Here is a 20135-nt window from a genome sequence, read left to right as displayed (position 1 = left end):
ACGGCCCAGCCGGAACGAAGTGGTCGCGCTTTTTAAAGCGCGAGCGACGGGTCCGGGCTGAGTTTTGGGCCACCTTTTGCTCACTCAAAAGGTGGCTAGGAGCGCGAGGCAAAGCCTCGCCAGCGTAAACGTGCGAAGCAAACAAAAGTCACTGGTTTCCCGCGCTTCGCGCGAGAATGACGACTGAAGAATGGTGCGTTACGCCGCTTTGCGGCTAACGGCACCCTACTTTACTGCCTTGTACCTGAAACAATCCACCTGATGGTCGTTGACCATCCCCACCGCCTGCATGAAGGCATAGCAGATGGTTGAACCGGCGAACTTGAACCCTCTTTTCAGCAAATCCCTGCTCATTGCGTCGGATTCTTGGGTGGTAGCAGGAATCTCTTTCATCGAGCGGACCTTGTGGTCCAGGGGCACGCCTCCGGTGAACCGCCAGATATAGGCGTCGAAGGAGCCGAATTCTTCCCGGACCTCCAGAAACTTTTGGGCGTTGCGGATGGTCGCGGCGATCTTGAGGCGGTTGCGGATGATTCCCGGATTATCGAGGAGCCGTTCCACCTCCTCTTCTCCGTAAAGGGCGATCTTCCGGGCGTCGAAGCCCTCGAAAGCCTTCCGGTAGTTTTCCCGTTTGTTCAGAACCGTCTGCCACGAGAGCCCGGCCTGCGCCCCTTCGAGGATGAGAAATTCAAAGAGTCTCGTGTCGTCGTGTACCGGAGTTCCCCATTCCCTGTCGTGATATTCGACCATGAGCGGATTGCCGCCCGTCCAGTCGCAGCGTTTTCTGGTTTCTGCTTTTCCGGTCATAATCCCTCTTTCCTACGCCGCTCTCTTCAGAGGAATCGTGAGGGAAAATCTCGATCCCTTGCCGAACTGGCTCTCGGCCCTGACCGTCCCCCCGTGGAGTTCCACAAGCCGTTTCGCCAGCACCAGCCCCAGGCCGATTCCTTTGTGTCTTTTGATGCTGGGGGATTCAAGCTGCTTGAATTCCGTGAAGAGTTTCCCCATGTCCTCGGATTTTATACCCATGCCCGTGTCTTCCACGGAGACCTCGATGAAATCTTCCGGCTGATTCTCCGCTCTTCGCCCTCCGGCGTAAAACGGATTCCCGGCAGATACCCTGCGGGAGCTGACCCGGACAAAACCCCATACCGTCGAGAAGTTCACGGCATTACTGATCAGATTGTACAATATCTGCTTTAGCAGCCGCTCGTCGGCCTCGATATCCACCTCCGACGAGGGGGAGATATCCAGGGAAATCGTGATCCCCTGCTCGGCGGCCTTTTCCTTTTCCATCTCAACTACCCCTTCAAGCAAGCTCCTCAGAGGGAACCGGGAGAGTTCCAGATGCGCCTCTCCGGTTTCGAGGTTGACCAGATCGAGGATGTTGTCGATCAGACCCAGCAGGCGGTTGCCGTTTGAGAATATGTTTCCCACGTACCCTTTCTGTCTGGGGTTCAGGGGGCCGTACATCTCGTCCAGCAGGACCTGTGAGAAGCCGATTACGGAATTCAGGGGGGTGCGAAGCTCGTGGCTCACGTTGGCCAGAAAGTCGGACTTGGCGCTGTTCGCCAGTTCGGCTTCAATCCTCGCAGCCTCGGCTTCCCGCCTGCGAAACTCCAGTTCCCTCGTCCGCTCCTCCACCCGCTTCTCAAGCTCGGCGTTCAGCTTCCGTATCAGAAGCTCTTTTTGCTTGCGCTCGGTGATGTCGCGCATGATGACCTGAACGGCCGGCTTGCCCTGATAAACGATGCGGGTTCCCACCGCCTCCACGTCGACCGGTGTGTTGTCAAAGCGCACAAACCTTATTTCAAGGGGCGCGCTGACGTCGCCATGCTCCTCAAGAAGTTTCAGCCACCCGCCCACTGGTTCCCTGTAATCGGGGTGGATAACCGACATGACGGGTTTCCCGATTAACTGCTCCGCCCCTTTTGCAACGAGAAGCCGGACCCCCGCATCGTTTACGAAATGGATCACTCCCCCTCTCTTTACGAAAATGGCGTCGGGAGCGCTTTTCACCAGCAGCCGGTAGCGATCCTCGCTTTCCCTCAGGGCTTTTTCGGTCTGCCGCTTTTCAATCGCCCGCCGGATATGAATCGTCAACTGCTCTATTTCATAGGGCTTTACCAGATAGGAGAAAGCGCCGGTGTTGGTCGCCTCGATAGCGCTGTCCAGAGTGGCGTTCCCGGTCAGGATGATTACTTCGGTTGAAGGAAACCCCTCTTTGATTTTTTTCAGCACCTCGATTCCGGAGATGTCCGGGAGTCCGATATCGAGAAGGACCAGGCTGACGGAATTATCCATCAGGGACGATAGACCTTCCCTCCCGGTTTTCGCGGTCAGAGGCTCAAACCCTCTGAGGCCGAGTATGTCCGAGAGGGTCCTCCGCAGGCCGGGGTCGTCGTCTATGATCAGGATGCGGGATTTTTTCATGGCTGCATTCACCTTCTCCTAAAAAGATTCGCCGAGAAACGCCCTGAGCTTCTTTTGGCGAATCCGCTCGATCATCTCCAGCAGCTCCTTTTCCTCGTAATTTTTATAGATGAAGGAATGGGCGCCTATCTTCAGTCCCTTTTCAATCGAATCCAGCATCTCGTCCCGGCAGGCCGTAGCCAGAATCACCGGTTTCGTAGGATATCTGGCGCGTATCTTCTCCATAGTCTCAAGTCCGCCGGTGTTTCCGATCTTTATATCGAGTATGACGACGAGCTGATATTTATCCTCCATGTGGGCGAGAACCTTGTCGGGATCGGACTCGGTCTCGACCTGATAGTCCCTTGCCCGAAGTATGGCACTGAGGGTTCTGCAAAAATCCGGGTCGTCGTCCACGACGAGGATGCTTTTCTCCTTCCGAAGGAGAGAGAGAAAGGAGAGAAGCAATTGAATGTCGATGGGCTTGGGGAGGATTTTAAACGCTCCCTCCAGCTCCGCCGCCTCCTCCTGAATTTCCGTCGCATAAGCGCTCATCATCAGCACCGGAAGGCCGGGAGACAGGTTTTTTAGTATCTTCAGCGTCTCTATTCCGTCGATTCCGGGCATCCGAAGGTCCATAAGCACGCAGTCCGGTTCAAGGGTCTTTACCTTCTCCACGGCCTCTTCGCCCGTAAAGGCGGTTTCGTACAGGTAGCCCTTGAAAGTCAGGATGTCGCAAATGGTCTTGACCATCCGCCGGTCGTCGTCGACCACCAGTATTCTGAAGGTATCCTTCATTGGCTTTCCCCCATGCCGGTCCCGGCGGCGGGCAAAGAAACGGTAAAGACCGTACCCTCTCCCGGCCTGCTCTCCACCCGTATTTTTCCGCCGTTCAATTCGGTCAGGTTTCTGCAGACGACCAGCCCCAGGCCTATGCCTTTTGCCTTTGTGGTGAAGAGCGGCTGGAAAATTTTCCCCAGATTCTCCTCCAGTATTCCTTCGCCGGTATCGGCTGCCGATATTTCAATGAAATCGGGTTCGAGGCCCGTGGCACCGGGTTTTATTTTCGCGCCGACGCGCAAACTTCCCCCTCCCGGCATGGCCTGAACCGCGTTGACGAAAAGGTTCTGGAAGACCTGTCCCATCTGGAGCGGATCCGCCCTGAGAGGCGGGATATCCTCAGGAATCGCGAACTCGACCGCGACGTTTTCGGGTATCGGGCATCTGTCGAGACCTGCTTCCACGATCTCACGAACCGTCATCGTCCTGATTTGCGGTTTTTTCGTGCGGGCGAAGTCGAGAAGATCGGCGATTATGCGTTCCGAGTTGTCGATCTCGTTTTTGATGATGTCCAGGTATTCTCTGACGTTGCCGGGGGGATCGGAAAGAACCATTTTCAGGTAAAAGACCGCGTTGTTCATGACTCCCAGAGGATTTCTGAGCTCATGGCCCACGCTGCCCGAAAGCTGGCCCAGTATGGCGAGTTTCTCTTTGCGGATAAGCTCTTCCTGGGCCGAGAGTAGCTGCCTCGTCCTTTCCCCGACCTTCTGCTCCAGTTCATCGTTCAGTTTCCTGACGCCTTCTTCAGCCCTTTTTCTCGCAAGGATTTCAAGAGACATGGAGGCGAAACCCGCTACGGCGGTTGCGTAACTCTGTTCCTCTACGGTCCATTTGCGGGGGGTGCCGGTATGCTCATGGCAGACCAGGCCGATTGTCTTGTCGGCGACGATTATCGGGACGTCGAGCATCGAGGTGATTCCGAGGGGCCTAAGGTATGTTTCCGAGAACTCGCTCGTCCTGGGGTCGCCAAGGGCGTCGTCGGCGCAGAGGCAATACTCCTCCTCGAGGGCGCTGAAGTACGCGGGATAATCGCGCGCGTAAAGAATCATCCCCTCTGAGTGGGTTCCCCGGCGGGCTTCGTACATATCCTTGCAAACTATGCCCGAATTACCGCCGGTGTAAAACCAGATGCTCACCCTGCCGACAGCCATGGCTCTCGCCGAAGCCTCGGTTATCGCCCTGAAAGCAACCCCGGCGTCGCCTCCGTAGATTTTTTCGTTGCGCGCAAGCTCGACAAGCGAGCCGTTGAGTTTTTCGACGGCGGCCCGCCGCCGGAGAGACTCTTCCTCCGCTCTTTTTCGTTCGGTGATATCCCGCGCAAGCGCTATGACGCCGGTAACCAGAGTTCTTTTTGGGTCGAAGATGGGAAAGGTGACGAGTTCCAGCCAGATTACAGCGCCGTTTTTTGTTTCTGAAAAAATTTTCGACGAAACCTTCCCGCTCCGGAGGGTTATCCGGCTCGGACAATCTTCGCAGAACTCGGTTCCGCAGTGATAAACCTCGACACATTTCCGGCCCACCAGCGGACCGCCTCCGGAAAAGCGCCTTTTCAGCGCGGAGTTTACCCTGACGATAGTCAACTCCTTGTCAAGGACGCTGATCTCATCCTGAATACTGTCAAGGATGCCGGAGAGGAACGATTCTCTCTCGGCGAGATTTTTTTCGTCATTTTGGCGCGCCGTGAGATCCCGGGCAGACTCGCTGGCCCCGGTTATTTCACCCTCGGCGTTGCATAGCGCCGTCGCGTTCCCCTGAATCTCAGCCATTCGACACCTCGACGCGGTTTCTGCCTCGTCTCGATTTCCCCCGGGAAATTGCGCTCTTTTGCTTCCGGCTCCCGGGGGCGCGGTCAACCCTCACGACTTTTCAGCCATTCGCGCACCTTGCCGGGCAGTTCGAGGATTGCGACCGGCTTGGACAGGTAATCGTCGAATCCGGCCGCCAGTATCCGCTCCCGGTCACCGCGCATTGCGAAGGAGGTCAGGGCTATGACCTTCACTCCCTTCAGGAAGGGGTCTTTCCGCAAGGCGGCGAGAGTGTCGAAACCGTCCATGACCGGCATCTGTATATCGAGAAGGACAAGGACCGGATTATGGATTTTCGCCATTTCCAGTCCCTGCGCTCCGTCGGCCGCTTCTACAACCTCATAGCCGTGATACTCCAGTACGTCCCTGAAAAGCCTGCGGTTCATTTCCGTATCGTCAACGATCAGCAGTTTTTCACTCATGGCCTCACACTTTTTGTTGATTCGCCCGGTAGCGCAAAAATGAAAAAAACCCGCCGTCACTAATTTTTATAATCCCCGGTTTCAGGAAAGCAAATTTCAGGGTCGATAAACCCGCCTCCCCGGCTCCTGTCCAACGTGAAAAATGAAAAAATCACAGCCTCCTACGTCTACCGACTATGAGGGCAATAAAATTGCTATTGACACATTATTTTGGTTAAGTATATTTGGAGTAATTAACGCAATTTAAAGGAGTTGATGTATGCCGTCTCAGGCCGCTCTCATCGTCGGGTCGGATTCTCTCGGGGCGCTTCCCGCAAAGCTCGAAGCGAGAGGCTTTCGTGAGATTATTCACTGGGACGGCAGAAACCGCAGGGTGGAGCACAAACCCCTGCCGAAGCGAATCGACATCGTGGTCGTACTGTGCGACAGGGTGAGTCACAGGCTCATGCAAAGCGTAAAGCGCCAGTCGAAGGCCGCGGGAATACCCATAGTCTTTACCGACGATTTCAACGATATCGGCTGGGGAATATGAATGTGAAAAATTCAATCATTTTATTTATTTGTAATTAAGACGGGTTAAGTGTATATTTCAATTCCCTTCTTGAATTCCCGCGTCTTTTAAATCCCGAACAGACAAAAGGCGTAAACTTCAAAAGACCGGAGAGGCAATGTTGCCTGCTCCAAATGCTTTGCCTTATCAAAAGGATTAGATTTGACCTTCGATTCACTGAAACTCTCGCCCGCGCTGATGGAATCCATCAAAACGCTGGGCTACGCAACCCCCACGCCCATCCAGCAAAAGGCGATTCCCCACGTTTTGTCCGGCCGCGATCTTCTCGGCCTGGCGCAGACGGGAACAGGCAAAACGGCGGCCTTCGCGCTGCCGATACTTCACAACCTGTATAAAGAAAAATCAGTGAAGACGCGGGTGCTGGTAATAGCCCCGACCCGCGAGCTCGCCGAACAGATAAAAGACAGTTTCATCGAACTTTCCGGCAAGAACCGCATAAACATCATCACCGTCTACGGCGGCGTGAGCATGACCGTACAGGTCCAGAACCTCAGAAGAAACCCCGACGTGATCGTCGCGTGCCCCGGCAGGCTGCTGGATCATCTCAAAAAAGGCACCTGCGACCTCTCCGGCGTCAAGACCCTTGTCCTCGACGAAGCCGACCAGATGTTCGACATGGGCTTTTTCCCGGACATCAAGCGCATCATCGCCCGGGTCCCCGTGGCGCGTCAGACGCTGCTCTTTTCCGCCACAATGCCGGCAGAGGTGCGAAAACTCACCGAAGCGGTGCTTAAAGACGCCGTGACGGTGGAGGTGGATTACGCCAAGCCCGTCGCTACCGTTGAACAGGCGCTTTACCCGGTCAACGACCAGACCCAGAAGACGCCGGTACTGCTCAGGCTCCTTCACAAGAACGATTCCGGCTCGGTGCTGGTCTTCACCCGCACCAAGCACAGGGCCAAAAGGCTCGCCGAAGCGCTCGGGAAGGCCGGACACACCGCGACCTCCCTGCAGGGCAACCTTTCGCAGAACCAGCGCCAGATCGCCCTCAGCGGCTTCAAGTCCGGCAAGTTCCGCATAATGGTCGCCACCGACATCGCGGCGCGCGGCATCGACGTAAGCCTCATCACGCACGTCATCAACTACGACATGCCCGCTACCGTCGAGGCCTACACCCACCGCATCGGGCGCACCGGCCGCGCCGAGCGCACCGGCAGCGCGCACACCCTAATCACCAGCGAGGACCACGGCCTCGTCCGCGCCATCGAGAGAACCCTCTCCGCGAAGATAGAGCGCAGGCAAATACTTCACCCGGCCAATCAAAAGACCGCCTGAACGATTCGATAGCCTAAATAGAAAAGGCGGACCTTTGAGGGGTCCGCCTTTTTTTGTTTGGGAATTCAGCTCTCAGGGGAAGAGAGGAAAGCGAAGCGCCTCAAGAAAGCACCCTCCGCCTGAACCCCCGCCGCCCAAACCTTCCGGCGTTCCCAGGATGAAGCGGTAGTACGCGGTGCCCTCGCCTGGGGAGGTGTTAACCACGGCGGCGTAAGCGGGCGCTCCTCCTCCTTCCGGCGGGACCAGAGGGAGGGAGAGATCGGGAAGGGTCACGGCGGAACTGCCGTAGGCCGAAAGGGCCAGAGTCAGTTCTTCGGAAGAGTCGTCGGGCTTTAGCGAAACTTCTATCGGGAGAAGCGCGGGGGCGACGGTGTAGAGATTCGCTCCGAACCTTCCCGGCGCCTTGCCCACCGGGGGATCGAAGCTGTCTGGAGTGGAGGCGATATCGGCGTAGATTCTCGGGGCTCCGTAAGTAGCGGAGACGTAGAGTGCGCCGTCCGGCCACTTGTCCCACGGGTGTATGGCGAGGCTCCAGAACTTCGCCACCGAGTCTTCGAGGGTGTCTCCCGAGTAGAGGGAGACGTACTTTCTGATAGAGGGCTCAAGCCCCTGCGGATAGGCTTCGTTAAGAATTCCCAGCAAGGTCTCCTGCCCCGGCGACATCAGCCTGACCCAGCCCATGAAGATGGCCGCGCCGTACTGGTGAACGCCGCCGCTTTCAAAGTAAAAGAGAGGCAGCTGCGGAGCGGTGAGAAACTTGGTGACGTAGCTGGCGTAGTCGTTTATCTCGGGGTAGGCCTCTTCCTCCATCCAGGTCGCCGAAGCCTCGATCCACCAACCCTCGACTGACCAGCGCTCATTATCGATGTAGTCGGGGCCGTCTTCCGGGCTCTCGGCGTCCCAGGGATAGCCCGCGCCGCGCTGGACGGCGTGAAAAAGCTCGTGGGCGCAGGTGGCCCTCAGCGCCGGGATTTCGTTGGAGCCGTAGCCGGAAAAATTGTCGTTGAAGACGAAAAAGGCGACCGAATAGTCGCGGTCGATCTGGGTGTAGGCCAGATAATTCTGCTGGTCGGTTATCTTTATCTCATTGTAAGTCCCGGTTTCTTCGGAATAAAGCCTCACCCCCGTGTTGGCGATGTAGACGTCGATATAGTAATCGCCCACCCCGTAGGGGGGCGGATAGCCCATCGAGGCGTAGGAGTCGAAGGAGTACTCCAGGCTCTCAGCTATTACCTCGACCCACAGAGGAATACCGTCGGCGTCGGCGTCGCTCCAGTCGGGATTGAGCCTGTCGTAGTCGTTGCCCCAGACAAGCTGGAAATGCGTGGTGAGGAGGGTTTGCGCGTTTTCAAAGGGGACGGGGACGACGACTCTCGGACTGGAAAGGCCGATGCGCCTTGCCAGAGGCGGAGCGGGCTTGAATATCCCTTCCCTCGCGCTGCGAAGGCCGGTGCCGCACTTTTCGGCGAGCGCGGGAGAAACGGCGGCGAACAAGACAAGCAAAAACGCCGTAAAAACTGTTTTTTTCATCCTTTTATATAACTCCCCCCGTGAATTTCTATCTGTTTTGGGGTACGAAGGTCTCGGTGACGCTCTTCCCGGTGATTTCGGCGGGTATTCCCGCCGCGTCGAGAAGCTGCCCCCAGCTTTTCTTGCCCGAAGTTGTCTCTTTGAAGATATCCAGAGGGCTTTTCCCGGTCTTTTTAGAGAGCAGAAGGGAAAGGGTCGTCTCGGCGGTGGACGCCCCGAGAGTCCGCAACCCGCTTACCTCCGCCTGCTTCTGGCCGAAACGCTCGGTAAAGGCGAAATCGGCCAGCGCCGCCGCCATCGCCTCTTCGTTTCCGGCATTTCTCGCGCTCTCGAACTCCTTGCCGAACTTTCCTGTGTCTACCGGTATAGCCGAAAGCGCGGCTGACCACGAGGGATTTTTCTCTCTCGCCGAAAGCAGCGCTTCGGCGGAGACGCCGGTCTCCTTCGCCAGAAAAAGGCCGAGCCAGAGGTCGCCCTCCGTGGAGCCGGTCATGCGCTTCTTCACGATAGCCCCCTTGTCGACTCCCGAGGCTACCGCCGCTATGGTGTTTCTGGCCGTGGCGAGTATGAAGGGGTCGGCGATGAAGGGCGCTTCCGGGTCAAACTTCCTGTCGTTGAAACAGTGGCAGGAAACGGCTGAGAAACCCTCGGCGGCGAAAGCGAGCAGGAGAAAAGCGGCCAGCAGAACCTTCGCGACTCTCATTTACTCTCTTTCGGTTTCGGGTTGCCGTCCGACGGAAGTTCCCGGCCTTTGGAGGCTTTCCAGAACTCGTCCTCTTTAGTGAACTTCACCTCCAGAGCGCCGCCGCTGCCCTCCTTCCAGGGAGAGGCGAAGAGAGAATCTAGGGTAATCGCCTCCCTGTAAAAGAGGGTGAAGCTCACCCTTACGAGGTAAGAGCCGTCCTCGTCCCTGCCGTAGAGGAAAGGTTCGCCGTAAACCCGGTAAGCCTGGCCGGAAGCCTCGTGGCAGCTGTGGTTTGGCCGGTCGAAGGTAAAGGTCGGCACTATTCCCGCAGGGGCCTTCTGATCGGAATCGCGGATGGCGAACTCTACCGTCTGAAGGGTGGTGAACTTGTTTGTCACCACGTCCTTGAGGCCGGGAGGCCACTCAAGGGCTTCGGCCCTGGACTGAACCGGACAGAAAAGAAAGAACGCAAGCAAAAGAGCGAAAGCTTTTGTCGTCATAGCCAACCTCGCTGATTTCAATGTAACGGGCAACTCCAGCGGCCTCGCTAAAGTATAAACACATTTCACGGCTTATGTTGACAAGCAATGAGTCCCCGGCGATTATTGCGCCATGAAAAAGAACCCTCCGCAGAGTCCCTGCCCGCACCCCGAGTGCCCCGGCTGCCCCCTGATAACGGCCGATTACGCCGCCCAGCTTGAAGAAAAGCGCCGGATAGTTACCGTGGCTTTTGAAAAGTGCTTCGGACCGGGAAATTTTCCCGAGGTGGAGGAAGTCGTCCCGAGCCCCTCCCTCCTCGGCTACCGTAGCTCCTCGAAGCTGGCGCTCCAGAAGAGCGCGAGGGGCCCCGCCGTCGGAATATACCGCGAGGGAACCCACGGCGTCGTAGACATCCCCGGCTGCCCGGTGCACAGCCCGCTGGTCGCCCTCGGGGTCCGCAAGCTCCGCTCGCTCCTGCGGCTTATCCCCTCCCTTCTTCCGACACGCCGCAGCCCGGCGGGGTGGCTGCGCTACGCAGTCTTCACCGCCAGCGAGGAGGAGCAGAAACTTCTCGTCACCCTCGTCACGGCCACCGGCGAAGACGAAGGGCTCCTCAGGTCGCTCGCCGCCCGGCTGCAAGAAGAGATACCGAACCTCGCCGGAGTTCTCGTAAACGTCAACCCCTCGGAGGGCAACGAGATCTTCGGCAGCGAGTGGAAGGTTCTCCGTGGGGAAGGCTTCATCAGGGAGCGCTTCGGGGAAGTAATCCTTCGCGCCAGCGGGGGTTCCTTCCTTCAGGCGAACAGGGCGCAGGCGGGAGCGGCGTACCGGAAGGCGGTTGAGCTTCTAAACCCGGTCGCGGAGGATATCGTCTACGACCTTTACTGCGGCGTGGGCGGGTTGGCCTTAAACCTCGGGCGAAGCGTCGGAAAAGTCGTCGGCATAGAGGTAAATCCTCTTGCGATAGCCGACGCCACCGCAACCGCCGAAGAGACGGGGGTGAAGAACGTCTCCTTCGTGCAGGGAGCGGTCGAAGAGGCGCTGCCGGAACTTCTGAGAGAAGGCCCCCCGCCTTCCATCGTCACGCTAAACCCCGCGAGGAAGGGAGCGGACGAAAAGGTGCTTTCGGTCATAGTCGAGGCCGCGCCGCGCGCTGTGCTCTACCTCTCCTGCAACCCGGAGACCCTCTCGCGGGACGTTCACATTCTCAAAGGCTCCGGACATTACGAGATCGCCCTCATAAAGCCCTTCGACTTTCTGCCGCAGACGGCGCACGTCGAAACGCTGGCCCTGCTCAGCAGGAAGTAGAAGGTTTCAAGTTTCGGTCGATTTAGTGTAGAATGGTTTACGTTTCGGGCAGGTTTGAGTCTTTTTATTTCATATTAAAAGCCCTTGCGGAGCGATTCGCAGAGGTTTTTTTAAAGGAAAATAAACATGGCAAACATTCTCGATTACGGAAAGGCGAAGCAGATTTTCATGGTGGTCGCCCCCGTCGTCACCATCGCCGTCATAGTTCCCGTCTTCTTCATAACCGATAAATCGCCCAAATCGCTGGCGATCTACGCCGCGCTGATCCTGCTCTACCTCTTCCCCCTGCTCGCCGCGAAAAAACACATCTACTCCGGCATGGAGAGACCCGAAAAGCTTCTCGGCTCCCTCATAGGCCTCTGCGTCTACGGACTCTTCGTCATCTACCACGAGGGTGTGTTTTTCCTCAGCAGGGGCGAGGGCGAACCGGGCAGCCTGATCTACATGCCGATAATGGGGGTGGTTTTCTGGGTCATCATCTACTGGTCGATAGTCCTGATCTTCAAGAAATTCAAAATCTTCTGATAATTCACCCCCCGCTCTCCCCGCGACTTGAATGAGACCCGCCCGCTGACAACAGGCGGGTTTTTTAGTTTTGTAGGTCGCGATTGAGCGAAGCGAAAATCCGACATTACCTTAATTGTTTTAGCTACTTATGTAGGATGGGCTTTAGCCCATCGGTCTACGCCTGTGGGGCTCTGCCCCACTCCCCTTGTCACTTCTTTTAGAAAGAAGTGACCAAGAAATCGGCCCGGACCCGTCGCTCGCGCTTTAAAAAGCGCGACCACTTCGTTCCGGCTGGGCCGTACGGGGCACCCACTTCGCTGCGCTCACTAAGACCCCGCGCCGGCCCGACGCCTCCACTCGTTGCGCCGCGTACGGGCCACGAGGAGGACGAAAAGAAGGCTCGCCCAAAAACTAGATAACGGAATGTTTTTGGACTCGAAGGTAGAATTTTACACGTATTCTGAACGGATTTAAAAATTGCCCGCGATGGAGATTTTCAGTAATATAATATACATGCTTAAAATGGCAACTTGAGCCCACCTCAGACTGACCTGATTGTATGGGGAGACATAATGAAAAACTTACTCTACTACCCTTCTTTCGAGGTTGCCGACGAAACATGGCTCAAGTTTGCATTGCTTTATTTTAACGAATTGCAGCCTATAGTACCATATAGTGGCGAACAATACTTATCAGGGCGCTTTAGAGAAATTATTGACTCAACAGACTTAATTAAATTCTATAGACCAGATTACAAAAAAGGCGTTAAAGCAACAAAAGAAGCAATAGAAACATGCGAATCAATGCTCAGCCGCCCATATGCTTTCAAGGATTTTTTTAAATGCCATGATTTTATAAACGTTTGGAAATCACCAGAATTTCATACACATACAATATTTCGTGAAAAATACTCTGATGCTTGGGAAGATTTCCTAACCAAAAACAAACTTGGAACACCATCAGACAATGGTATCGCAGTTTCAGAGCATCTTGCATTAATATATATGACTTTATTGGCACAGGCTATTTCTGCCAATGATAATATGTCTCCTATAACGGATATTCCTGAAATAGATAAATTTTCTATTTCATGTTTAAGCACTAGCCCTGCTACACCAAAATGCGTAGATGTCGCCCGTTTCACAATACCAATGGTGTTACCTGCAAATCTTCAGGAAATATCAATAAATAGTATTATTAAATTGAGAAACAAAAGCGGATTCAAGCAAAAGCTAATTGCCTTTAACCATGAAATAGAATCTTTCATTAAATCATTGGAGGGCAGCAATAACAGCCCTGAAACAATTGCTAAAGATTTCATGGAATTCAGGTCTTCTTTATGGAGAGAATTCTCAGATGATGTAATTGCTATTGGTTCTGGTGCTATTCCAGCCGCCTTGGGAATTTGGCTCGTAATAGATGCTGAAAATTTTGATAAGTACAACTACATTAAGGAGGCAACTGCAGCCACAGCACTTTTAGTTACTTCAATAATATCAATCCGCAACACATGGCAAGACTCAAAAAACCGACGTCACACTAGACGCTATCTATCGGATCTAAAACAACTTAAAGCGAGCATTTAGATAGCGACGAAGCCCCGCGGCAAAAGCCGAAGCCGTATAAGTGTACACGCAACCGGGGTCGGAAATGATGCGCCGACCCATCCCACCGCAATCCCTTGACTCCACTTCCTCTTTTGGGTAGATATAATGGTTCGTTTTTGGCGGGCCAAATTGCATGATTGTTTCTTTTTTACATACGGCACAGGATTTTGCTGCCGGGCAAGGAGCCCGCAGGGAGCGCGACGAAGTCAGTAGCGTGACTACGGCGAGGAGCGCGAGCGAGTAGCGACGAAGCCCCGCGGCAAAAGACGAAGCCGTCGAAGAGTAAGCAACGCAGAAAAATTTGCTTTAAAAGGATGCATAGGAAGTGTTCAAGAAAGTTCTAATAGCCAACCGCGGCGAGATCGCGGTGAGAATACACCGGGCGTGCCGCGAGCTGGGCATCCCGACGGTGGCCATCTACACCGAGCAGGATTCCCACTGCGTCCACGTTTCAAAGGCCGACGAGGCCATTCTGGTGGAGCCCGGCCCGCGCGGCGGGTATCTGGACGCCGAGCAGATCGCGGACGTGGCCAAAAAGATGGGGGCGGACGCGGTACACCCCGGCTACGGCTTTCTCTCGGAGAAGTCGGCCCTTTCGATCGCGCTTGCCAAGCGCGGGATTACCCTCATCGGCCCGAACGTGAAGGCCATCGATATGATGGGCGACAAGATCGAGGCCCGGCAGGTGGCTATCCGCGCGGGCGTTCCGGTCATCCCGGCGGCCCCGGCGCTTGAGAACGTCAAGGAGGCCCTCAAGTGGGCCGTCAAGATTGGCTATCCGGTGATGCTGAAGGCGGTAGCGGGCGGCGGCGGCAAGGGGATGCGCGTCATCCGCACGGCCTCCGAGATTCAGACCGGGTTCGAGAACGCCTCCTCCGAGGCGCAAAAATCCTTCGGCGACGGCAGGATGTACCTCGAACGCTACATCGAGCAGCCGCGCCACATCGAGATTCAGGTCATCTGCGACAAGCACGGCAGCCGCGCCCACCTCGGCGAGCGCGACTGCTCTATCCAGCGCAGACACCAGAAGCTCATCGAGGTCGCCCCCTCGCTCGTCCTCGACGAGAAGACCCGCGCCGAGATGGGCGAAGTGGCAATCTCGCTCTGCAAAGAGGTGGGGTACGATTCGGTCGGCACTCTTGAGTTCCTGATGGAGCCGGACGGGCGTTATTACTTCCTTGAGATGAACACCCGCATACAGGTCGAGCACACCGTAACCGAGATGGTCACGGGCATCGACATCGTCAAGGAGATGATTCGGGTCGCCGCTGGCGAGAAGCTCTCCTTCACGCAGGAAGAGGTCGCCCTTCGCGGCTACGCCATCGAGTGCCGCATCAACGCGGAAGATCCGCTTAACAGCTTCATGCCCTCGCCGGGCAAGATCACCCGCTACCTATCCCCCGGCGGTTTCGGGGTCCGGCTGGATTCCTGCATCTATTCCGGCTACGAGGTCCTCCCCTTCTTCGACCCGATGATCTCGAAGCTCTGCGTCTGGGGGCGCACCTGGGACGAGGCGCTCTGCCGCCTTTCGAGGGCGCTGGAGGAGTACGTCATTCGCGGCATCCAGACGACGGTGCCCTTCTACCGGCGAATCATCGAAGACCCCGATTTTAGGGCGGGCAATTTCAACAACAATTTTCTCGAAGAGAAGGCCGATTCCTTCCACTATCCCGACCCGGTGGAGCCCCTCGACCCCTTCTTCCTGGCCGGGGCAGCCCTTTTCGCACACTGTATCGCCTCGGGCACGCCGCCTGAAATTGAACGCATGGAGAACGAGCCGTGAGACCTCCCGTAGGAATATACGACGCAACTCTCCGCGACTCGGTGGGCGATTTCGTCTCCCTCCACCTTCGGTCGCATGAGTTGGGCGAGGTCGTAAGGCTTCTGGACAAGGTGGGTTACGCCGGTGTGGACGGCTTCGGAGGCGGAAGCGCCGAGAGGGTCGTTCATCTGCTGCGGGAAGACCCGTGGGAGAGGCTGCGCGTAATACGCCGGGGCCTTCCGAATACCCCTCTGCAGGTGGTGCTGCGCTCGAAGCTCCTCTTCGGCTCCAGTCCCGCGCCCCTTTCCACCATCCGGGCCACCCTGCGCCTGCTGAGCGACCTCGGCGTTGACCACATCAAGGTTTCCGACCCCGGCATCGATATCGACGGCGCACGCATGGTCGTCGAGATGGCAAAGTTCACCGGCTTCAAGGTCACCGCCGCCGTTCCTGTCGCCTGGGGACTGATGCAGGACCCGAGAGACGCGCTGCTGGAGGCGGGAGTTACCTTTACCGACGCCGGGGCCGACGAGATAGCCCTTCAGGACCCCTTCGGCCTCCTTTCGCCCGCGCACCTCGCGAGCCTCGTCCGCTCCTTCACCCAGCACTGCTCGCTGCCCCTTCGCCTGCACGTCCACGACACCAGCCTGATGTCGGCGGCCGCGATAGAGGCGGGAGTAAGCGCCGGGGCGGCCTTCGCCGACGCCACCGTCTCCTCCCTCGCCTGGACCTACAGCCCGCCGCGCGCCGAATCGCTCCTGATGGCCCTTCGCGGCTCGAAAAGGGCTCCCGCGATAGACCTCACCGCCCTCGAAAACGTCTCAAGGTGGTTTGACGAGGCGAAGGAGAGGAAGGGCTTCGGCCACAAGGTCCTTCACGGCGTCGATCACGCTCTCCTTCGCGGCGAGATGCCCTCGACGGTGAAAAGAACCCTCGCAAACGAGTTGATGCGCCGCGAACGCTCCGATCTGATGACGAGAGCCTGGGAGGAAGCGCCCAAGGTCTGGGAAGATCTCGGCTGCCCTCCCCTCCTCACTCCGCTGCTGGAGGCGGTGTGCTCGCAGACGGCTGAAAACGTCTGCAACGACGTTCCCTATTCGTCCCTCACTCCGCGAGCCGTAACCTACCTTCGCGGCGCCTACGGCCAGCCGAGGCACGCTATCCGCGGCGACCTCGTCACACGCGCAAAGGACAAGTCCCTCGATAGCGAAGCGCCCCTGCAGGACTTCGACCACGCTGATTTCGGCCCCACGGCAACCGCCGCCGAGAAGCTGACCATGATACTTTTCGGCGACGGCGAGGGCCTCGACCTTTTAAAGTCCGCGAAAACCTCCGACGAGACCAGGAGCGAGATGCCCGCCGATTCGCGCATTCCGCGAAAGGTTATCGTCGAGCACCAGGGCGAATCCTTTGAAGTCAACCTCGAAGGGCTGGGCCCGATGAAGGGGAACAAGCGCACCCTCTTCATGCGCATCGGCGGAGAAACCTCCTCGATAGAGGTCGCCTTCCCGCCGGCCGACTCCGCGCCGGAATTCGTCCTCAAGCATCACGGCAAGAGCCACCGCATAAAGATTCTGGAGATACTTCCGAAGGGGAAGCGCACTTTGCCGGTGGTGATGAGGAAGGATGGGCAGGTTGTGGAGATTCTCTACTCTTTCCCGAAGAACATCTGATTGTCCGGCTTCCTCTTTCGGTGAATGGCTGCGTCGTTTCTCGGGCGCGGGTCTTGGCGTAGTCACTCTACTGCCTGCGACCTCGCGCCCTGCGGACTCCTTGCCCTTCGCCGAAATAGTTTGCCGGAATCTCCCGCGCGAAATCTTTTAGTAAATGGATACTCTGCCGGTTCCTCTTCTCCCCTTTCTTCCGCTCGAAACCGGGTGGGATTCTCCGCTCCTCGCCGGTCTCCCCGCCGTCTCCCTCAACCATTTCCGGCCTGAGGGAAGCGCCCACCGCCCTGCAACGGAAATCAGGCTCTACAGGAGCGTCGCAGGGCTTCACGGCCTCTTTCGCGTCCGCGACCGCTACGTCAGAAGCGTCCACACCCGGTTTTGCGACCCCGTTTACGAGGACAGCTGCGTGGAGTTTTTCTTTCGCCCCGACATATCCGCCGGATATTTCAATTTCGAGTTCAACGCGGGAGGGGCGATGCTGGCGGGTTTCGTCACGGACCACAGGCGGACCGGCAAGGGGCTCCGGGGCTTTACTCCCCTTAGCCCGGAAGACGCAGGAAAGGTAGGGGTGAAGTCCTCGCTGCCGCCCACGGTCTTCCCCGAGGTGCAGGAGCCTCTCCACTGGACGCTTGCCTTTTTCATTCCCTTTGAAATAGTCGAAAAATACGTGGGGAAACCGTTGGGCGGAGATAACCGTTGGCGGGGGAATTTCTACAAGTGCGGCGACAGGACCTCACACCCCCACTGGTCTTCCTGGATGCCTCTACCCGAAAAGAACTTCCATCTGCCTGAGACTTTCGGCGAGCTTGTCTTTGAATAGTTGCAAGCTGCCGTCTTCGGGCTTAGAGCTTCGACGGAAAAGCCATAGAATAGCAGTAGCTTTTAGAATTTCCGGCGCGGTTTTCCGTTCCCGGCAAGGAATCCCGCAGCGAAAGGGCGAGGCAGTAGCAGCGCTACGGCGAGCCCTTGAGCGAGGACATGACGAAGCCCGGAACGGAAAGGATGCGCCGGACACCCTTAGATTCTTACTTTAACCACCGTCTTCCTTACGATAGAAGGCCCGGAGGCGGTGCTGAGGCCGGGGGCGTGAAGGTCTTTCGGGTAAAATACCGCGACCATTCCCGCCTTCAGGATGATTTCGCCCCACACCTTCGGCTTGTAGAAGGCGATGTCCTTTTCCTCGTCGTAGGGAACCGAGGGCTCTAGCTCGTCAAGGCGGGTCAGAAGTATCCGCTCCTCCCCTCCGAGTATGTACTGCAGGTCTATGTATTTTTTATGGCCCTCGAAGCGCGCGGCGCTTTCGGGGCTGGTGGCGTAAACCTGGTGAAGGGCGAAGAGATTCTCCTCCTCTATCTCGAACCTGCCGACGAACCCCGGGCCTTTTTGCGCCATGAAATCCGGCGAGAGGGCTTGGAGGAATTGCAGCCCCGGCAAAAGTTTCTTGTCCTTCACCCTGGCGATAAGTTCATCGAGCATTCCAGCGAGCGCCATTTTTTAACTCCTGTACTTTTTATCCAACCAGGAGGCCCGCGTGCTTTTCGTAGAGGCGGTTAACCCTCGGCTGGATGAACCAGATGCCGACAGGGTAAAGGCAAATCATTAAAAAGGGACCCGCCCACTCGGCGAAAAGGGCTCTTTTCATGGTCTCGGCCATAATAAGGCGGGTTGCGACGTAATAATTGGCATAGAGCATAAAAACAGCCGACAATAAAATGAACGGAATCAACAGGGCGTAGAAAAAGTAGCCGAGACCGTGGTGCATGGGCAGTCCCATCAAATTACCCGCCACCCACAACGCAGCGACCCAGAAGATCGTGTATGTCTCACTGTAGATTATGCAGGTCCGGAAGAAACCCGTCTTGTCCCTCAATTTTTTGGGCAACCACCCGTGAAACCTCGTGCCAAGCGCCCACAGCCAAAGGTTCAGTGAACCGAGAAATACCGGCATCATAAAGGCCATTACCGCTACGGCCCAAAATTCCCCTCTACCGGAACCGGCCCAAATCAGAATCGGAACCTGCGTGGCGAAAACCGCAGCGCAAACCATCCACGCCTTCAAACCAAGAATGCGGTCCAGAAAAAGCCATTTGCGGGATTGCTTCTCCTCCGGCGCCGAAGCTCCTCTTGGGACTTGAAAATTCTTTGAGGTAACGTCCGGCGACTTCGCATTAACTTCCAGCCGAGGAACGCCGGTCTCCTCGGCCCAAGAGGAGTCGATACGCACTTTGACTACTATTTTTCTTACCAGAACCCCTTCGCCTCCGGGGTCAAGGCCTGTGGAATGGATGTCGTCGGGGTAGAAGATGGCTGCGCGGCCCGCCCTGAGTATAAACTCGTCGCCCTCACCGGGCGCGTAGAAGGCCACGTCATTCCTTTCGTAATAGGGCTCCTGCCCCTCAATCTTTGCGACCCGTGCCATCTCCTCGCCGGAGATTATGAAATGAATGTCGATGTACTTCTGGTGGGCCTCGTACTTGGCCTCTTCTGTGGGCTTGGTCTCATAGACCTGGTGAAGAGCGAATATTTCGCCACTGGATATATTAATGCGCTCATTGTGACCGGGCCCATAATTTCGCAGTAAGCGCGGGCTGATGGACTTGAGGTAGAGAAGCCCTATATTGGTCCGCTGGTCGTCTATGCCCGCCAAAAGCTCTTCACGAGTTCCCGTAAGGGCCATCCGCCGCTCCTTTTTCAGAGTGTTTCCGCAGCGTGGCTCGCGAAGGCCGCCGCAAGCTCCTCAAGGCGCCTCGGGAAAGAGACTATCTCTTTTGTCGCGGGATCGATGGAGTTGATGAGCTGCAGGACCCCGATTACGGAGCCGTTCTTGTTCCGGAGCGGAACCACCAGCATCGACTTTGACTTGTAGCCGCTCTTCGCGTCGTACTTTTTCGGGCCGGAAAAGTCGAAGCTGCTGCTCAGGTAGACATCGGGGATGTTGAGGGCAAGCCCCCTGGAGGCGGCGAAGCCGGATACCGTGGTCTCGTCGATCGAAACCGGCTGAAGCACCAGAACGGTCTCCGAGGTAGGGCCGTAGTTTATGCCGATGGTGTCGTTCTGAAAGACCTTGAAGTGGAGCCTGCCGCCGCTTACCACGTAAAGGGTCCCCGCGTCGGCGCGGGTAAGCTCCCTCGCCCCGGACAGTATCTTCTCAAGGAGAGCGTCCTTGTTCTTTTCCGCGGCCAGATCCTGAATTATCTCGATCAGGCGGCTCTTTATCTTTTCATCTTTTAGATATTCGCCCGGCGACATTTTATCCTCCGC

At 56.7% G+C, this 20135-nt stretch carries 19 protein-coding genes; 8 read left to right on the top strand and 11 right to left on the bottom strand.

Annotated elements, in window-relative coordinates; translation table 11 throughout:
• Positions 1 to 225: 225 nt before the first annotated feature.
• From EPN96_09755 to EPN96_09735, 5 genes are all read right to left on the bottom strand, one after another.
• A complete protein-coding gene (locus EPN96_09755) occupies positions 226 to 807 on the bottom strand; it encodes a DNA-3-methyladenine glycosylase I (protein ID TAL16406.1) in 582 nt (193 codons plus the stop codon).
• A gap of 12 nt (positions 808 to 819) precedes the next feature.
• A complete protein-coding gene (locus EPN96_09750) occupies positions 820 to 2433 on the bottom strand; it encodes a response regulator (protein ID TAL16405.1) in 1614 nt (537 codons plus the stop codon).
• A gap of 18 nt (positions 2434 to 2451) precedes the next feature.
• Positions 2452 to 3210, bottom strand: a complete 759-nt coding sequence (locus EPN96_09745; protein ID TAL16404.1) for a response regulator — start codon at positions 3208 to 3210, stop codon at positions 2452 to 2454.
• A complete protein-coding gene (locus EPN96_09740) occupies positions 3207 to 5018 on the bottom strand; it encodes a PAS domain S-box protein (GenBank protein ID TAL16403.1) in 1812 nt (603 codons plus the stop codon). Before EPN96_09740 ends, EPN96_09745 begins: the two co-directional genes overlap by 4 nt.
• Positions 5019 to 5101: 83 nt before the next feature.
• Positions 5102 to 5479 carry a response regulator gene (locus EPN96_09735; protein ID TAL16402.1) on the bottom strand — a complete coding sequence of 126 codons (378 nt, stop codon included), beginning with the start codon at positions 5477 to 5479 and terminating at the stop codon, positions 5102 to 5104.
• A gap of 259 nt (positions 5480 to 5738) precedes the next feature.
• On the opposite strand from EPN96_09735, the gene EPN96_09730 reads away from it, so the two are divergent.
• Together EPN96_09730 and EPN96_09725 are read left to right on the top strand one after the other, a co-directional pair.
• Positions 5739 to 6011 carry a DUF2325 domain-containing protein gene (locus EPN96_09730; protein TAL16401.1) on the top strand — a complete coding sequence of 91 codons (273 nt, stop codon included), beginning with the start codon at positions 5739 to 5741 and terminating at the stop codon, positions 6009 to 6011.
• 216 nt (positions 6012 to 6227) lie between these two features.
• Complete coding sequence (locus EPN96_09725; protein ID TAL16408.1) at positions 6228 to 7325, top strand: DEAD/DEAH box helicase; 1098 nt, start codon at positions 6228 to 6230, stop codon at positions 7323 to 7325.
• Positions 7326 to 7397: 72 nt separating this feature from the next.
• Here EPN96_09725 and EPN96_09720 read toward each other — a convergent pair whose 3' ends face one another.
• The 3 genes from EPN96_09720 to EPN96_09710 are packed head-to-tail and all read right to left on the bottom strand — an operon-like array spanning position 7398 to position 10040.
• Complete coding sequence (locus EPN96_09720; GenBank protein TAL16400.1) at positions 7398 to 8855, bottom strand: hypothetical protein; 1458 nt, start codon at positions 8853 to 8855, stop codon at positions 7398 to 7400.
• A 28-nt stretch (positions 8856 to 8883) separates the two neighbouring features.
• Entirely contained in the window at positions 8884 to 9558 is a 675-nt protein-coding gene (locus EPN96_09715; protein ID TAL16399.1) for a hypothetical protein, read from the bottom strand.
• Complete coding sequence (locus EPN96_09710; GenBank protein TAL16398.1) at positions 9555 to 10040, bottom strand: hypothetical protein; 486 nt, start codon at positions 10038 to 10040, stop codon at positions 9555 to 9557. The genes EPN96_09715 and EPN96_09710 overlap by 4 nt, the downstream gene beginning before the upstream one ends.
• Before the next feature lie 112 nt (positions 10041 to 10152).
• Between EPN96_09710 and rlmD the strand changes: the two genes are divergently transcribed.
• From rlmD to EPN96_09680, 6 genes are all read left to right on the top strand, one after another.
• The gene (gene rlmD, locus EPN96_09705) at positions 10153 to 11328 is read left to right on the top strand and encodes a 23S rRNA (uracil(1939)-C(5))-methyltransferase RlmD (GenBank protein TAL16397.1); all 1176 of its coding nucleotides are present in this window, start codon (positions 10153 to 10155) and stop codon (positions 11326 to 11328) included.
• Between the two features lie 126 nt (positions 11329 to 11454).
• Complete coding sequence (locus tag EPN96_09700) at positions 11455 to 11853, top strand: hypothetical protein (protein ID TAL16396.1); 399 nt, start codon at positions 11455 to 11457, stop codon at positions 11851 to 11853.
• A 554-nt stretch (positions 11854 to 12407) separates the two neighbouring features.
• The gene (locus EPN96_09695; protein ID TAL16395.1) at positions 12408 to 13421 is read left to right on the top strand and encodes a hypothetical protein; all 1014 of its coding nucleotides are present in this window, start codon (positions 12408 to 12410) and stop codon (positions 13419 to 13421) included.
• 346 nt (positions 13422 to 13767) lie between these two features.
• A complete protein-coding gene (locus EPN96_09690; protein ID TAL16394.1) occupies positions 13768 to 15225 on the top strand; it encodes an acetyl-CoA carboxylase biotin carboxylase subunit in 1458 nt (485 codons plus the stop codon).
• Positions 15222 to 16877 (top strand): hypothetical protein, encoded by a 1656-nt coding sequence (locus tag EPN96_09685; GenBank protein TAL16393.1) that lies wholly within the window; start codon positions 15222 to 15224, stop codon positions 16875 to 16877. Before EPN96_09690 ends, EPN96_09685 begins: the two co-directional genes overlap by 4 nt.
• Before the next feature lie 154 nt (positions 16878 to 17031).
• Positions 17032 to 17694 (top strand): diguanylate cyclase, encoded by a 663-nt coding sequence (locus EPN96_09680; GenBank protein ID TAL16392.1) that lies wholly within the window; start codon positions 17032 to 17034, stop codon positions 17692 to 17694.
• A 197-nt stretch (positions 17695 to 17891) separates the two neighbouring features.
• Here the strand turns inward: EPN96_09680 and EPN96_09675 are convergent, their stop codons facing one another.
• From EPN96_09675 to EPN96_09665, 3 genes are read right to left on the bottom strand one after another with little or no spacing between them, the layout of a single operon-like run.
• Positions 17892 to 18365, bottom strand: coding sequence for a DUF386 domain-containing protein (locus tag EPN96_09675; GenBank protein TAL16391.1), 474 nt, complete (start codon positions 18363 to 18365; stop codon positions 17892 to 17894).
• 19 nt (positions 18366 to 18384) lie between these two features.
• Positions 18385 to 19551 carry a DUF386 domain-containing protein gene (locus EPN96_09670; GenBank protein ID TAL16390.1) on the bottom strand — a complete coding sequence of 389 codons (1167 nt, stop codon included), beginning with the start codon at positions 19549 to 19551 and terminating at the stop codon, positions 18385 to 18387.
• A gap of 14 nt (positions 19552 to 19565) precedes the next feature.
• Positions 19566 to 20123, bottom strand: a complete 558-nt coding sequence (locus tag EPN96_09665) for a GAF domain-containing protein (GenBank protein ID TAL16389.1) — start codon at positions 20121 to 20123, stop codon at positions 19566 to 19568.
• Positions 20124 to 20135 lie beyond the last annotated feature (12 nt).

Source organism: bacterium, assembly GCA_004322275.1.
Lineage (GTDB): Bacteria > Desulfobacterota > Deferrisomatia > Deferrisomatales > BM512 > SCTA01.
Note: the sequence above shows the minus strand (reverse complement) of the source record. Positions and strands in the feature narration are given on the sequence as shown.

Bases quoted from the DNA above. Each gene is read 5' to 3' on its own strand.
- EPN96_09740 (TAL16403.1), bottom strand. From the start codon at position 5,018: ATGGCTGAGATTCAGGGGAACGCGACGGCGCTATGCAACGCCGAGGGT.
- rlmD (TAL16397.1), top strand. From the start codon at position 10,153: ATGAAAAAGAACCCTCCGCAGAGTCCCTGCCCGCACCCCGAGTGCCCC.
- EPN96_09725 (TAL16408.1), top strand. From the start codon at position 6,228: ATGGAATCCATCAAAACGCTGGGCTACGCAACCCCCACGCCCATCCAG.
- EPN96_09675 (TAL16391.1), bottom strand. From the start codon at position 18,365: ATGGCGCTCGCTGGAATGCTCGATGAACTTATCGCCAGGGTGAAGGAC.
- EPN96_09670 (TAL16390.1), bottom strand. From the start codon at position 19,551: ATGGCCCTTACGGGAACTCGTGAAGAGCTTTTGGCGGGCATAGACGAC.
- EPN96_09745 (TAL16404.1), bottom strand. From the start codon at position 3,210: ATGAAGGATACCTTCAGAATACTGGTGGTCGACGACGACCGGCGGATG.
- EPN96_09730 (TAL16401.1), top strand. From the start codon at position 5,739: ATGCCGTCTCAGGCCGCTCTCATCGTCGGGTCGGATTCTCTCGGGGCG.
- EPN96_09695 (TAL16395.1), top strand. From the start codon at position 12,408: ATGAAAAACTTACTCTACTACCCTTCTTTCGAGGTTGCCGACGAAACA.
- EPN96_09720 (TAL16400.1), bottom strand. From the start codon at position 8,855: ATGAAAAAAACAGTTTTTACGGCGTTTTTGCTTGTCTTGTTCGCCGCC.
- EPN96_09665 (TAL16389.1), bottom strand. From the start codon at position 20,123: ATGTCGCCGGGCGAATATCTAAAAGATGAAAAGATAAAGAGCCGCCTG.
- EPN96_09750 (TAL16405.1), bottom strand. From the start codon at position 2,433: ATGAAAAAATCCCGCATCCTGATCATAGACGACGACCCCGGCCTGCGG.
- EPN96_09680 (TAL16392.1), top strand. From the start codon at position 17,032: ATGGATACTCTGCCGGTTCCTCTTCTCCCCTTTCTTCCGCTCGAAACC.
- EPN96_09715 (TAL16399.1), bottom strand. From the start codon at position 9,558: ATGAGAGTCGCGAAGGTTCTGCTGGCCGCTTTTCTCCTGCTCGCTTTC.
- EPN96_09735 (TAL16402.1), bottom strand. From the start codon at position 5,479: ATGAGTGAAAAACTGCTGATCGTTGACGATACGGAAATGAACCGCAGG.
- EPN96_09755 (TAL16406.1), bottom strand. From the start codon at position 807: ATGACCGGAAAAGCAGAAACCAGAAAACGCTGCGACTGGACGGGCGGC.
- EPN96_09710 (TAL16398.1), bottom strand. From the start codon at position 10,040: ATGACGACAAAAGCTTTCGCTCTTTTGCTTGCGTTCTTTCTTTTCTGT.
- EPN96_09700 (TAL16396.1), top strand. From the start codon at position 11,455: ATGGCAAACATTCTCGATTACGGAAAGGCGAAGCAGATTTTCATGGTG.